Below are 13,722 nucleotides of genomic sequence, written 5' to 3' on the forward strand. Positions count from 1 at the left end.
TCAGTTAGGCCTTCGGCACGACTGCGTCGATGCGATCAATGAATTCTCTGACACGTTTATCGGCGGCGAACGGGGTAATCCGGTCCTGCAGTGACAGGAGTTTACGGCCGACATACCCTGCGGACTTGGTAGGCTCGGCAACTTGCGCCGCAGCGTAACCGTGCTGCAGGGCAAGGTCCAGGTCGCCGTGGCGGAGACCAAGCAGGGCAAGGTCGGTCAGCACTGCGCTGCGGCGACGGGGTGAGTTGGCCTGTCCCAATGCCTGGTAAAGCGCGGTCTCGGCGAGGTCGGTCCGGCCGAGTTGCAGATAGCAGGCACCACTTTCCTCGGCGAGGCGTGAGCCGTCAGACCGGAGCCAGCCGCTGCGGGTGACCGGTCCGTTCAGCCCGAGAACGTGCTCGGCGGTCTTCAGTTGGCGGGAGCAGGCGTCCAGGTCGCGGAGTCCGGCGAAGGCGTTGGCTCGTACTGCGGCCACCCAGTGCCGGGTCGACAGCTGGGGATCTCCCCGGTCGGCTGCCCGTGCGGCCACTGTCAGCAGGGTTTCGGCCGCGTTGTGCCGGTGCTCGTACAGGCTGATGAAGGCGTGACGGGTAAGCGCGCTGGCCAGCAAGTCGTAGGCGCCGACTTCGCGGGCGGCGCTGACGGCCAGGCTGTAGCAGGAGGCCGCGTCGGTGTACCGGTTGGCGTCGAAGAAGATCTCCCCAGCCAGCTGGAAGAGATCGGCGGTCGCCGTGCATACTCGCCGATGACCTGCCATTGTTCGTGCCTGCTCCAGATCGCCGGTAAGAACGCCGAGCTGTCGGCGAACCATCGGGTAAACCAGCCGCTTGGACGATGACAGCCCGAAGAGCTGCCACAGGCGATCATTGAGTTGCTCGTACTCGGCCGGGTCGGGCTCGGTCGACTTGGCTGAGTCCGGGGATTGGCCCAGGGCGGGCTCGGCGTACGGCAAGGCGACGAGGGCACCGGTGATGCTCAGCAGGCGGAGAAGATCACGGCGGTTCATATCGTCATCTTCGTCCGATTCGCGGTACGGCACGACATGCCCGGCGATCGGATCGGTGTGTCCCTGACAGGAACGGGGGTCGACTTGGTACTCGTTGGTGGCGGGCGAGAAGAGGTCGTCCAGGCTGACGTGGAGGAGTTGGGCGGATGAGGCGGACGGATTCTTCGCTGACCTGATGGCCGGTTTCGTCCCCAGCGATGCGGCATCCCTGGTGATCACACACGTGCTGCCAGGCCAGATGGACTTCTTGGCGACGCTGAACCGGATTGCTGCCGTGGCTGCGGTACTGCCCAAGCCCAAGTCCGCCGACCACGCCACCCTGGAGGAAGTGGCCGGACGTTATCGATGTGACGTCCTGGTGCGTGGTCGCTTCGCCGACCCCCGCTGGCTGGCCGGCTATCTGATCGACCGAGCGGCCGGACGACGGCTGGTGCTGGCTGATATCGGCGGCTACTACGCGCCTGCCCTGGCGGCAGTCTGCTCAGCCATGCCAGGGATGATCGCCGGTGTTGTGGAGGACACCGAGAACGGGCTCCGCCGCTATCTCGCACTCGGCGACCTGCCTTGCCCGGTTTACAGCGTGGCCCGAAGCCCGCTCAAAGAACCCGAGGACCGGCTTGTCGGCGAGGCGATGGTGTTCTCGATCGAATCGCTGTTGCGAAGGCTCGGCCAGGTCCTGGCAGGACAACGGGCGTGCGTGCTGGGGTTCGGGAAGATCGGCGCGAGCGTCGCCGCCGCGCTGCACGCCCGCCACGCCCAGGTGACTGTGGTGGAAACCGACCCGGTACGTGACGCCCAAGCCATTTCGATCGGGTACGGATCCGCCCCGCTGCCCCGTGCGCTGGCAGCCGCTGACCTGGTGGTTTCCGCCACCGGCAGCCGTGCCATCGGCATGGAGCATCTGGGGATGCTGCGGGAGGGCGCGGTCCTGGCCGGGGCGACGTCCGCCGATGACGAGTTCGACCTGGCCGCCCTGCATAGGCCCGCGAGTGGGTTCACCCATGAGGCGCTCGTCGATGGCGCTGTTCGCTACCGCCGGGACGGCCGCTCGTTTGTCCTACTTGGCAGCGGCAACGCGGTGAACTTCCTGCACACCTCGGCGCTCGGTCCGGCGATCCACCTCATCAAGGCCGAGATCATCGCTTCGATGGCCCGGTTGGCCGCCGAGCCGCATGAGCCGGGCTTGTACGAAGTTCCCGGTGATACCCGTGCCCTCATCGCTGCCGCCTGGGTGGAAGCCTTCCGCCCGCACACCGCAGCGGTGGCAGCGGAATGGGTGGCTCCCCGATGATCATCGCAATCGAGGGAGTGAGCTGCACCGGCAAATCCACCCTGGCAGCGAGGCTGGCGGACATGTTCGGCTCGCAGGTGGTCCCGTGCTTCTACCACGTTGCCTCTAACCCCGCGCTTCTTGGCAATCCGCTGGCCACAACCGAGAACGAACAACTCGCGGCGCTCACCGCGCACCTACTCGTCGAAGCCGAACGCCGCCACCAGGCCGACGTCGCGCTGGCCCGTGACGGCACTGTCATCCTCGATCGCAGCATCGACACTCTGCTCGCGCACCTCACCGCGGTCGGCCAACTTCAAGAACTCGATGTCCCGGCTACCGTGTCTCGCGCACGGCGTTTGATCGACCAAGCCGTGTCGGCAAGGGCCGCTGTGGTTCCCGACCTGACCCTAGTCCTGGTCGCGACGCCTCCGGTCTTGGCCAAGCGCGGCGCGACGCGTCCGAATGTGCCACTCCTCTACTACAACCCGGCCTTCACCTTGCATTTCAACCGATACTTCGACGACCCGATCTCGCCCCGCTGCCTGCGATTGGACGCCGACGACGACCCCGGTGTGGTGCTATCCGCGGCCCTCAACGCGATCAGCAAGACCGCCAGCAATCTGGCCGAGGGGGCGTGATCGTGTACGCCTTCGGGCTCTGTGTGAATGAGCGCTACCTGATGCCCGCGCTGGTGACCTTGGAGTCGCTGGCCAGGGCGCTGCCGACCGCGGACCGACGTGATGCCGCAGTGCGTGTGCTGACCCTGGACTTGACCCGCCAGCACGCCGCCACCATGGCAGACCTCGCGGCTCGGTTCGGGTTCGGCTCCTTCGACTTGCGGTGGGCTCGTCCCGCCTCTATGGCGGTGATGGCGGACACCGCCTACATCACTGTGACCGCATGGCTGCGATTCCAGTTCACGCCCGCCTTCATCGGCCGCCCCTACTTCGTCTACGTCGACGCCGACACTTTGGTGGTCGATGACATCTCCACGCCCTTGGACGGACTGCCCGCCGATCAGCTGGGGTTGGTCGCCGACGAGTTCGCTCCAACGGTGGGAAAGGGACAAGCCTTGCCAGGGTTGACACGTGATCGTCCTGAGCTGGCAGGCCGCCCCTACTTCAACGGCGGCATGTGGTGGGCTTCTACCGCGATGCTAGCCTCGGTGCGTCGCGGCGTAAGCAACGCTTTGAAGACCGGGCGCCGTTACATCTTCCACAACGATCAAGACGCGCTGAACCTGTGGCTGCTGGCCAGCGGTTCGGTTCACGCTGTGCCCCGCCGGTTCAACACCTTCGAACTGGCACGTTTCCTGGAGCTCAGCGACTGGCCGCGTCGCTACACGCCGCGCGCCCGGACCCCGAATGCGACCGATGCGGCCCTGTTGCACTTCGTAGGAAGCGCCAAACCCTGGCTCCCATCGACCCCGGTCACACAGCATGTGCGCTTGTACCGGCACCACCTGGACGCCACCCTGCGACAGGTCCAGCAGCTCGGTGACCTCAGTTTCGACGCCCCTCGCTGGAGACGCCGGTGATCGAGCCTGTCGGCACGTCTGCTGTTGACATTGCTTGCCGGGCTCTCCTCGGCACGCAGGCAGTCCAAGCACATCAGCTCTCCGCGTCGGCGAGCACAGCCGTCTACCGCGTCATCCTCACCGAACGGCAGATCCACGACAGCATGATCGTCAAGGTGTATGCCGGGCGCACTCAATGGAAGGCCAGCAAGGAACACCTCATCCTGGCCGAGCGGTCCGGCTGCTCCGCGTTCGGCATACCGGACGTGGTAGCCAGCGGCCCGATACCCGGTCACGACCTGACAGCGCTCGTCCTGACCGACCTAGGCTCCAACACCCTCCACCAGACCATCAGCGACGGCACCTACTCCCGTCGAGACGCGTTGGGGCTCCTCGGCCAGATCCTCAACGCCTTCCATCATGATCCCGGCCACAGCGCGGACCGTACTCGAAGCCCTGTCGTGAGCCACCTGGTCCTAGACGCGCGCCGATTGCGCGATCGACTACCTGAAGAGGTGAACTGGCGGGTGCAGACAAGTCTTGATCGGCTCGCCCGCCCCGCCGCTCAGCGGAAGGCCGTGAGCTGCCACGGCGACCTGCACTTCGGCAACGTGGTTCTCCGAGCTGGTTACGCACTCCCGTACCTGATCGACTTCGAACAGGCCACCGACGCTCCCGCCGAGTACGACCTCGCCCAAACCGCGGTCACCACCGACGCACTCACCTCCGGCGACCTCACCAGCCTGATGACCAGCTACCTCGGCCCGACTTCGTATGGCCTGTTCACCGACCTGATCGTCTTCCACACCCTGCGCGGTTGGTGGTGGGCGGCACGGCAGGAAGGCCGCGACGTCGCTTTGTGGCAGACGCGCCTCGCCCAGGTACTTGACCAGTACGTCCGACCATGACCAGGTCACCTTCGTGAAAGGGGGGGACGGCATGAATGAGCAGACGCCCGAGGTGTCCATCGTGATCCCGGCCTACAACGAGGAACGCTACCTGCCCCAGTACCTGCCCACCGTGCTCACCGCGCTCAGGTACTGGGAAAAGGCGACCGGTGGACGTGGCGAGATCATCGTGGTCGACAACGCCAGCACCGACGCCACAGCCCAGATCGCCGCTGACTACGGGGCTCGCATCGTCGCCGAACCCCTGCGGGGGATCGGCCGAGCCCGTAACACGGGCGCCGCCGCAGCCCGCGGTGACCGCCTGGTGTTCATTGACGCCGACGTGGACTTCCCAGAGGACGGCATCTACGCCGCGATGCGCCACCTGACCTCCGGGGCCTGCGTCGGTGGGACGATCCCCGCCCTGTACGAGCCGACCAAACTCGGTGCCCGACTTCTGGTAGCCGCCTGGGCCCTCTACCGGCGGCACTTCGGCGGCGCCCAGGGCGTAACCCAGTTCTGCACCCGGGAGGCGTTTTTCACGCTGGGCGGGTATCGAAGCGAGTTGTTCATGAGCGAAGACGTCGACTTCTTCGCCCGCCTGATTCGCCTGGGCCGTCGGCGACAGGCCCCGGTCATCTACCTCACGGACCTGCGGGTCCGACCATCGTTGCGCCGGTTCGAGCAATGGTCCAGCTGGCGCATGATCTGGCGGGCAAACCCGATCATCGCCCGGCTGTTCCGGACCTCCCGCCGGTTCTGGCAGCCCTGGTACGACACCACGGTCCGCTGAACGACATCACACCTTGAAGGAACCCTGCCGTGGACCAACCGCTTCCGATTCCCAACGCCATCGGCGTCTACACCTACCCCGACGACCTCGCTGCCGCCCATCGCACCCATCAGGACCGACTCGCCGGTCGTCGCAGCAACGGCGACAAGACGATCATCGAGATCAAGGCCCCGTACGACAGGCAGCCGTACCTGATCGAGCAGCGTCACCCGGCCGGACGTCCAGTCGTGGTGATCGAACCCCATCACGATGATCTGGCGCTCTCGGCGAGCGGCCTGTTCCTAACCCGGGCGCGTCCACTTACCGTGGTGACCGTCTTCAGCCGTTCGGCCACAGCGCACACGTCTGTGCATGCTGAGCATTCGGGAGAGGAGGCGATCTCCCGACTCCGTGCGGCCGAATCCACCCAGGCACTCCGCCCGCTGCATGGCAATCAGCGGCTACTCGGCTACCACGACGCCGAGGCTCCCTATCGGGCGTACGAACCCCACATCCTGGACCGCGTTGTCGCCGATCTGGATTTGACCCTTGCGGAACTGGGTGACTGGCATGAAGCCGAGCTTCTGGCTCCGGCTGCGGTTACACGCCACCCCGACCACCTCCTGGTCCACGATGCCGCGCGACGGCTCGGCTGCCGATGGTTCTGGGAAGATTCCGCGTTCTGGCAGACCTACAGTCTTTCCGCCGACGACCAGCACCTGTTCGCCGCACGCGTCGGGGACGCAATGGTCGCCGACGTCGTCGACATCACTGATGTGCTGCTCGACAAGCTCACGCTGCTGTACCTGTATGCCTCCCAATTGCAGCCGCTGTCAGCCATGTACCGGCCGATACGTCACGCCTGGACCGTCGCGCAGTCCGTCCCCGGCGCCAGCCGAGACCGCTTCGCTGAACGCCTCTACCGGGTGGCCCCGCGATGACGGCTCCTCCGGCGCGAGCCGTACCCGGAACAGTGCTGTTCGCCTGGCGGCGGATCCCGCCGCCGTTTCTGATCGGCGGCGCCGAGGTCTCCCAACAAGTGCTTGCAGAGCAGTTCGCCGCCGCAGGCTGGAGAACCCTCTATCTGGCCTCACACGAACCCCCATGGGCGACGACCTCGATGCTGCCGGCGATACTGGGGCATCTGAATCGCTCTGCTATCGCATATGACTACCAGGCTGGCAACAGAGAGTTGCATTACCTAAGCAATGGCGTTCGTATCCGGGTGGTCGCCCAGAACGTGTTAATAAAAGTGCTCGATACGACACTGCGGGAGGAAAGGCCCGACCTCGTCATCACTTCCCAGGAAGGCTCAGCGGAACTCGCTGCCCACGCCCGGACCAAGACGAAGGTCTTGGGCTGGCTACACTCTGTCTCGAACACCGGTATGCACGTCCTGGACGGTAGGCCCCACTGCGCATTGGCCACATCCCAGTTCGTCCTGTCTCAGACACCGTCCACGCACGCGGCTGTGTTGTTCTACCCGCCGTTCCGGCCGCCAGACGAGCCCTCCGGGTCACCTGACGCGGATCTCCTCATGATCAACCCGGTTCCGGCCAAAGGCGCCAAGCTCATGCACCAGCTCGCCGAGTTACTCCCGCATCGGCGCTTCACCCTGGTGGAGGGCTGGTGGGATACCGCAGCCGAATTCGCCTGCCACCCCAACGTCACCTACCTACCCCGCACCTACGACCCCCACGATATGACCGCCCTCTATCGGCGTCACCGGTTGCTCCTAGTCCCCAGCGTGGTCGACGACGCCTTCCCCAGAGTGATCATCGAAGCCGCCCTGGCCGGACTGCCCGCCATCGGCTCCGCCAAGGGCGGCATCGGCGAAGCCATCGGCGATCCCACGCTTCTCGCCCCACCCGATCAACATGCCGCCTGGATCGCGTTGATCCGGACTCTCACTCAGGACCGGCTCGCCGAACTGGCCGATCAGGCGGGCCGCCGGGCCATCCCGCTGACTCGCTGCCGTCTTCCAGAACTGGCCGCCGCGGGCATCATCGGGACGTGAACGCGGCGCTCACCAAGTCACGATTGGCGGTCCACCAGTGCAGCAGCCGTTCCCCGGACTCCCACAACCGATCCGGCCCGTGATCGCCCTTGTCGTAGTGCCACTGCAACTGCCAGAAGTCGGTCAGACGCTTCCACCACAGCCGCTCGACCGCATCCACCAGGTCCTCGTCGGCGATCGTCACATGTGAGCGGTATCCGGCGGTGAAGGCCGCTACCCGCTCCAGATCCAGACGGCCATCGTCGCTGGTGAATTGCACCTGGGCGGTACGAACGACCTCCTCGCCGTAAGGGCGGACTCCCAGTCGATCCCAATCCAGCACGGCCACGACCGCCCCGTCCCGCCACAGCAGATTGAGGGGCTGCAGATCCCCATGGGTCCAGCCGACCGGACCCAGAGTGAGATCATCACGCGGAGCTTCGCTGGCACGCCCGAAGAGCAGTTCCCTGCGCTGCCGCAGCGCCTCAAGCGTGGCCGCGTCGAACGCGTCCCGCTCCTCTCGGGTAGCGATGATTTGGAGGAAACGATCGGCCTCCGCCAGTGCCGCGTTGGCGGGCGTCACCTTCATCCGCGGCCGATCCGCCACGGGATCCAATCCGATGTCAGGGGCAGCCAATGCCTCGTGCAATCGCCCGACGAGCCTACCGAGGTCTGCGGTTTCATTGACTGTCAGCGCCGCCCCGGGGCGGTGGCTCCCCTCGGCCCAGGGCAGAACACAAAAGCCACGACCATCGATCTCGGCCACCACATCTCCGGAGACAGTGGCACGCGGGGCACAGACCGGAAGCCCGGCATCCGCCAGCTGGCGCACAACGGTCAGACTGCGCCGAGCCTTCGGCACCGGAACATCAAGGATCTCCTTGACGGCCAGCACTCCGACCCCGGTGCTCACCCGCCAGTTGCGGTTCATCATTCCCGAGGGCAGGAACGTCGCACCGCGTACAGAGCCCAGGTTGAAAGTCCGGGCGACCTGTATCAGGTCATGCTCACCTAGTGAGGACGCCGGCAAGTCAGGATGTTCCGCAGCCACCTTCGGAAGGTTACGCAATCCGGAGACTCGCCATCCCGCTAATCCGCATGCTGGTCAGTTCACCCGCACCAACTCGACCCGGTTCCTGCGAACCCGCCGGCACGGCCAGGCCGCACCTTTGTTCCGGTATTTCACAGCGGAATGTTGGAATGGCGTCCCCGGGAATGCGGCGCGCCCGCGAGGGCCTCGGCGAGCCGGAGCCGCGTGGTCGCGGGCGCGATGACCTCGTCGACGACCCCGAGGGACATCGCCCGATCGACGCCGCCGGCCACCTGCCGGTGCTCCTCGACCAGGCGCGCCCGCAGCTCGTCGCGTCCGGCCTCCGGGGCCGCGGCGAGTGCCTTCTTGTGCAGGACGCCGACCGCCGCCTCGGCCCCCATCACCGCCACCTCGGCGCCGGGCCAGGCGAAGACCGCCGTGGCGCCGAGCGAGCGGGAGTTCATGGCGATGTAGGCCCCGCCGTAGGCCTTCCGGGTGATCAGGGTGACCCGGGGCACGACCGACTCGGCGAAGGCGTGCAGGAGCTTGGCGCCACGTCTCACGACGCCGCCCCACTCCTGCCCGACCCCGGGAAGGTAGCCGGGCACGTCCACCAGCACGACGAGGGGGATGCCGAGCGAGTCGCACATGCGGACGAACCGCGATCCCTTCTCGGCCGACAGGGAGTCCAGGCAGCCACCCTTGCGGATGGGGTTGTTGGCGAGCACGCCGACGGACCGGCCGCCGAGCCGGCCGAGCCCCACCAGGAGGTTGGCGGCCCAGCGCGGCTGCAGTTCCTCGAAGACCACCCCGCCCTCGTCGCCGTCCATGATGGCGTGGACGAGCGGCCGCACGTCGTACGCCCGGCGAGGCGACTCGGGCAGGAACCCACCGAGGTCCCTCGGCTCCCGTAGTCGCGCGAGGTCGAAGGCGCCGGGAAGGGAGAAGAACCCGACGAGGCGGCGAGCCCGGACGTACGCCTCGTCCTCGCCGCCGACCGTGATGTGGGCGACCCCCGATTTGGGCCCGTGGGTCTCGGGGCCGCCGAGCCCCGCCATGTCGATGGTCTCGCCCGTGACGCTGCGCACGATGTCGGGGCCGGTCACGAAGACGCGGGCGGCGTCGGTCATCATGACGATGTCGGTGAGCGCCGGGCCGTACGCCGCGGCCCCCGCCGCCGGGCCGAGGACGACGGAGATCTGCGGGATGACGCCGGAGGCCCGCGTCATGGCGGCGAACATGAGCCCGACGCCGTGCATCGACTCGACCCCGTCCGCGAGCCGGGCCCCCCCGGAGTGCCACAGGCCGACGACCGGGCAGCCCAGGCGCTCGGCGGTCTCGATCGCCTCGACGATGCGCATCGCGCCCGCGGCGCCGAGCGCGCCGCCCATCCGCGTGGCGTCGGTGCAGTAGGCGACGACCGGGGCTCCGTCCACCAGCCCGCGTACGGCCCGCACACCGCTGTCGTCGTCACCGTGGAGCGGCACGGGGGAGCCGGGGTCGAGCAGCCGCGCGAGGCGGACCGATGGCGCCCGGCCGTCGATCCGCTGAGCCGGGGATTCCTCGACCGCAATGGTGGACAGGACAGTCATCGCTGAATTCCCTGCTGTATGGAGTCGACCGGTAATAGTGTCGAATTTGCACCAGCCATCGATGCGAGCCAACCCCTGTTTGTGTAGTAATCGTTTTGAGCGGTGCCCCTGCCCCCCGTTTTCCTGGCCCTGTCCCGTTTTCCCGGCCCCCGCCCCGGCGGTCCGCCTGGCGTTCACGCCGGTACGTCGTAGCAGGTGGGGCGGGGTGCGGCGGGTGTCCATCCGTGCCCGGGAAGGCCGCCCTCACAGGTCGCCGCGCGCCACGGTGGCAACTTGTGGCCGGAACTTCTGCAGGTTGACGCCACACGGCGATTCGCGTTCATGTTTCCATGACGTGAACTCACTGCCTGGAGGACGTGCCTTGTCCATATGGTCGTTACCTATAGTCGCCGCCGTTCTGGCCGCGACGGCTTTTCCGGCGGGCGCGGTCGCCCAGTCCTCCACAATCGAGGACCCGGCCGCCTTGGTCAACACCTTCCTCGGGACCAAGGAGGGAGGCCCCGACTTCGGCCACGGCGGCGGGGGCGGCATGAACTTCCCCGGCGCCGTCCTGCCGTTCGGGATGATGCAGTGGAGCCCCGACACGGTGGCGAACGCCGGCGGTGGCTACAAATGGGAAGACAACCGGTTGCGCGGCTTCTCGATGACCCACATCTCGGGCCCCGGGTGTACGGGCGCGCAGGACTTCCCCGTGATGCCGATCTCCGGGGCGATCGGCAGGTCGCCGGCCACGCACGGCGACGACTACGTGCAGACGTTCAAGCATGAGAACGAGAAGGCATCGCCCGGCTTCTACGGCACGACCCTGGACACCGGGGTCAAGGCGGAGCTGTCGGTGAGCACCCGCGCCGGCGTCGGGCGGTTCACCTTCCCGCAGGGCAAGCCGGGCACGCTGCTGCTGAACACCAGCGGGTCGGTCAACGGCATCGACGACGGAGAGACCCGGATCACCGGGAACACCGTCGAGGGCTGGGTCCAGACCGGCGGCTTCTGCGGCCCCCCGATGCGGTACAAGGTCTACTTCTCCGCCACCTTCGACCAGCCGGTCACCGGCTCGGGCACGTGGAAGGACGACGCCGTGCTCCCGGGCGTCCAGTCGGTGAAGAACGCCTCCAGGGCGAAGGTCAGGGGTGAGACAGTGACGGCCCAGGACGTGGTCGTGAACGGCCCCGGCTCGGGCGCGTACCTGCGGTTCGACTCCGCCAGGCCGGTGCAGATGCGCGTGGGGCTGTCCTACGTGAGCATCGCCGGGGCCAGGAACAACGTGAAGACCGAGATCGGTACCGACGGCCTCGACCAGGTCGCGGCGAAGGCCCAGGCGACCTGGAGCAAGCGGCTCGGCCAGGTGGGGGTCACGGGCGGGACCCTGGAGCAGCGGCGCACCTTCTACAGCAACCTCTACCACTCCCTGCTCCAGCCGTACGTCGCCGAGGACGTCGACGGCACGTACACCGGGATGGACAACCAGCCCCACAAGGTCGCCGCGGGCCGTCACCACTACGCGACCTTCTCCGGGTGGGACATCTACCGCAGCGAGGTGCAGCTCCTCGCCCTGCTCGCCCCCGACGTGGGCAGCGACATCGCGCAGTCGATGTACGACAACGCGCAGTCGATCGGCAACGTCTGGGACCGGTGGTCCCACCAGAGCGCGGTCACCGGCGTCATGGTGGGTGACCCGTTCCACTCGATCATCTCCAGCATGTACGCCTTCGGGGCGCGCGCCTACGACGCTCCCGCGTTCCTGAAGGCCATGGTCGCGGCGGCCAGGCGCGTCGGCCCGATGGACATCGGCCACCCGCAGGCCAAGTACGACGAGCGGCCGGGCAACGCCGCCTTCATGGCCAAGGGGTACGTCCCGGCGGACCCCTCCTCGACGCTGGAGTACGGCGTCGCGGACTTCGGGCTGGCCCAGCTCGCCTCCCGTCTCGGTGACGCGACGACGTCGGGCGAGTTCATGAAGCGCTCGCAGGCCTGGCAGAACATCTACAACCCGGCGAACTCCTGGATCCAGCCGCGCATGGCCGAAGGGTCGTTCACCTCTCCCTTCGACCCCGCGAGCCCCGACGTCTACGTCGAGGGCAACGGCGCGCAGTACCAGTGGCTGGTGCCGCACAACCCGCGCGGCCTGTTCGACATCATGGGCGGCAACGCCAAGGCGGTCAGCCGGCTCGACGGGTACTTCAAGAAGCTCAACGCCGGTCCGAAGGAACCCTACGCCTACATGGGCAACGAGCCCTCCTTGCCGGCGCCGTGGCTGTACGCGTGGGCGGGGCAGCCGTACAAGACCCAGGACCTCGTGCGGCGGGTGCAGCAGGAGCTGTTCACGTCCGGCCCTGACGGGCTGGCGGGGAACGACGACCTCGGGGCCATGGGCTCCTGGTATGTGTGGTCGGCCATGGGCATCTTCCCGGCCATCCCCGGCAGGGCGGAACTGCTGGTCAACACCCCGCTGTTCGACAAGATCACTATTACGCGGGACAAGGGGAGCATCGAGATCAACGCGCCCGGCTCCGCGAGCCGGTACGTCCGGACGCTCAAGGTGAACGGGGTGGCGACGACCAAGGCGTGGCTGCCCGAGTCGTTCGCGACCGGCGGAGGCCGGCTCGACTTCACGCTCGGCACCACGCCGAACACCACGTTCGGAGCAGGCGCGAACGACGCGCCGCCGTCGTTCAACGACGGCGCGCGGCAGTACGTCATCGGCGCGGACCCGGGCAGCGGCCCGGTCGAGCCGGGCGCGACCTTCGAGGCGCAGTTCGCCGCCCAGTCCGCGACCAGGGCCGTGTCGCTGAAGTGGGAGGCGAAGCCCCCGGCGGGCATCACCGTCTCGCCCGCCGGTGGGACCTTGCAGGTGCCGGCCGGAGGCAGGGCCACGGTGAAGCTCAGCATCACCGTGGGTTCCGGCGTGGCCCTCGGGTTCCAGACCGTGCCGATCTCCGCGACGGAGCCGACGCCCTCGGGCCCGGTCTCCACGGCGCTCACCACCGGCGTACGGCTCAACATCGCCAAGCGCGGGACGATCGACTGGTACCACAACAACGCCGGCCTCGGGAACGAGGCCGAGCCGGGCCAGGCCAACCTCGACGGAGCCGGGTTCGCCTATCCGGCCCAGGCACTCGCGGGAGCCGGGCTGACGCCGGGCGGCAAGCTCGACTGGAAGGGCTTCCGGTTCACCTGGCCGAACCGCAAGCTCGGCGAGTGGGACAACCTGGTGACGGGGAGCCAGGCGATCGAGATGGCGGCGCCCGACGGGGCCACCAAGCTCGCCTTCCTCGGGTCGGGCACCAACACCGCACCGCTGGTGGACACGACGATCACCTACACCGACGGCTCGACGAGCACGGCCAAGCTGGGCTTCAGCGACTGGATGCTGAACTACGGAGGTAGCCCGCCCAGCTACGGGAACGAGATCGTGGCCCAGGCGCCCTACCGGTTGTACACGGGCTCCTGGCAGGTCCAGCCCCTCAGCACCTTCGTATTCGCCGCCCAGCCGATCGCGCTGACCCCGGGCAAGAAGGTGAAGAGCGTGAAGTTCTCACCGGTCGAGGGCGGCGCGTTGCACCTCTTCGCGTGGGCCTTCTCCTGACCCATAGATGACCAAGGACCCCACGGGGGGCGCGAGCCCTCCGTGGGGTCCTTTTCCGTCGACG

At 67.5% G+C, this 13,722-nt stretch carries 12 protein-coding genes; 8 read left to right on the plus strand and 4 right to left on the minus strand.

The features are described from left to right. Positions 1-4: 4 nt before the first annotated feature. The gene (locus ACGFIV_RS21775; protein ID WP_358555896.1) at positions 5-1,225 is read right to left on the minus strand and encodes a transcriptional regulator; all 1,221 of its coding nucleotides are present in this window, start codon (positions 1,223-1,225) and stop codon (positions 5-7) included. On the opposite strand from ACGFIV_RS21775, the gene ACGFIV_RS21780 reads away from it, so the two are divergent. The 7 genes from ACGFIV_RS21780 to ACGFIV_RS21810 are packed head-to-tail and all read left to right on the plus strand — an operon-like array spanning position 1,182 to position 7,471. Then, entirely contained in the window at positions 1,182-2,297 is a 1,116-nt protein-coding gene (locus ACGFIV_RS21780) for an NAD(P)-dependent oxidoreductase (protein WP_358555899.1), read from the plus strand. The genes ACGFIV_RS21775 and ACGFIV_RS21780 overlap by 44 nt on opposite strands. Continuing rightward, a complete protein-coding gene (locus tag ACGFIV_RS21785; protein ID WP_358555902.1) occupies positions 2,294-2,917 on the plus strand; it encodes an AAA family ATPase in 624 nt (207 codons plus the stop codon). Before ACGFIV_RS21780 ends, ACGFIV_RS21785 begins: the two co-directional genes overlap by 4 nt. Further along, positions 2,914-3,816 carry a glycosyltransferase family 8 protein gene (locus ACGFIV_RS21790; RefSeq protein ID WP_392837248.1) on the plus strand — a complete coding sequence of 301 codons (903 nt, stop codon included), beginning with the start codon at positions 2,914-2,916 and terminating at the stop codon, positions 3,814-3,816. The genes ACGFIV_RS21785 and ACGFIV_RS21790 overlap by 4 nt, the downstream gene beginning before the upstream one ends. Beyond that, positions 3,813-4,703 carry an aminoglycoside phosphotransferase family protein gene (locus tag ACGFIV_RS21795; RefSeq protein WP_392837251.1) on the plus strand — a complete coding sequence of 297 codons (891 nt, stop codon included), beginning with the start codon at positions 3,813-3,815 and terminating at the stop codon, positions 4,701-4,703. Before ACGFIV_RS21790 ends, ACGFIV_RS21795 begins: the two co-directional genes overlap by 4 nt. A 31-nt stretch (positions 4,704-4,734) precedes the next feature. Beyond that, a complete protein-coding gene (locus ACGFIV_RS21800) occupies positions 4,735-5,475 on the plus strand; it encodes a glycosyltransferase (RefSeq protein ID WP_392837254.1) in 741 nt (246 codons plus the stop codon). Positions 5,476-5,504: 29 nt separating this feature from the next. Next, on the plus strand, positions 5,505-6,395 hold the full coding sequence (locus ACGFIV_RS21805; RefSeq protein ID WP_358555914.1) for a PIG-L family deacetylase: 891 nt from the start codon (positions 5,505-5,507) through the stop codon (positions 6,393-6,395). 32 nt (positions 6,396-6,427) lie between these two features. Next, a complete protein-coding gene (locus ACGFIV_RS21810; RefSeq protein ID WP_358555917.1) occupies positions 6,428-7,471 on the plus strand; it encodes a glycosyltransferase in 1,044 nt (347 codons plus the stop codon). Here the strand turns inward: ACGFIV_RS21810 and ACGFIV_RS21815 are convergent. The 3 genes from ACGFIV_RS21815 to ACGFIV_RS21825 all read right to left on the minus strand — a co-directional run bounded on the left by ACGFIV_RS21815 (position 7,458) and on the right by ACGFIV_RS21825 (position 10,543). Next, positions 7,458-8,501, minus strand: a complete 1,044-nt coding sequence (locus ACGFIV_RS21815; protein ID WP_392837259.1) for a phosphotransferase — start codon at positions 8,499-8,501, stop codon at positions 7,458-7,460. The two genes, ACGFIV_RS21810 and ACGFIV_RS21815, sit on opposite strands and share 14 nt — an antisense overlap. 131 nt (positions 8,502-8,632) lie before the next feature. Continuing rightward, complete coding sequence (locus tag ACGFIV_RS21820) at positions 8,633-10,072, minus strand: acyl-CoA carboxylase subunit beta (protein ID WP_392837262.1); 1,440 nt, start codon at positions 10,070-10,072, stop codon at positions 8,633-8,635. Between the two features lie 243 nt (positions 10,073-10,315). Next, positions 10,316-10,543, minus strand: coding sequence for a hypothetical protein (locus ACGFIV_RS21825; RefSeq protein ID WP_392837304.1), 228 nt, complete (start codon positions 10,541-10,543; stop codon positions 10,316-10,318). On the opposite strand from ACGFIV_RS21825, the gene ACGFIV_RS21830 reads away from it, so the two are divergent. Then, a complete protein-coding gene (locus ACGFIV_RS21830) occupies positions 10,434-13,658 on the plus strand; it encodes a GH92 family glycosyl hydrolase (protein ID WP_392837265.1) in 3,225 nt (1,074 codons plus the stop codon). The two genes, ACGFIV_RS21825 and ACGFIV_RS21830, sit on opposite strands and share 110 nt — an antisense overlap. The last annotated feature ends 64 nt before the right edge of the window (positions 13,659-13,722 follow it).

Source organism: Sphaerisporangium sp. NPDC049003 (genome assembly GCF_043197795.1).
Lineage (GTDB): Bacteria > Actinomycetota > Actinomycetes > Streptosporangiales > Streptosporangiaceae > Sphaerisporangium.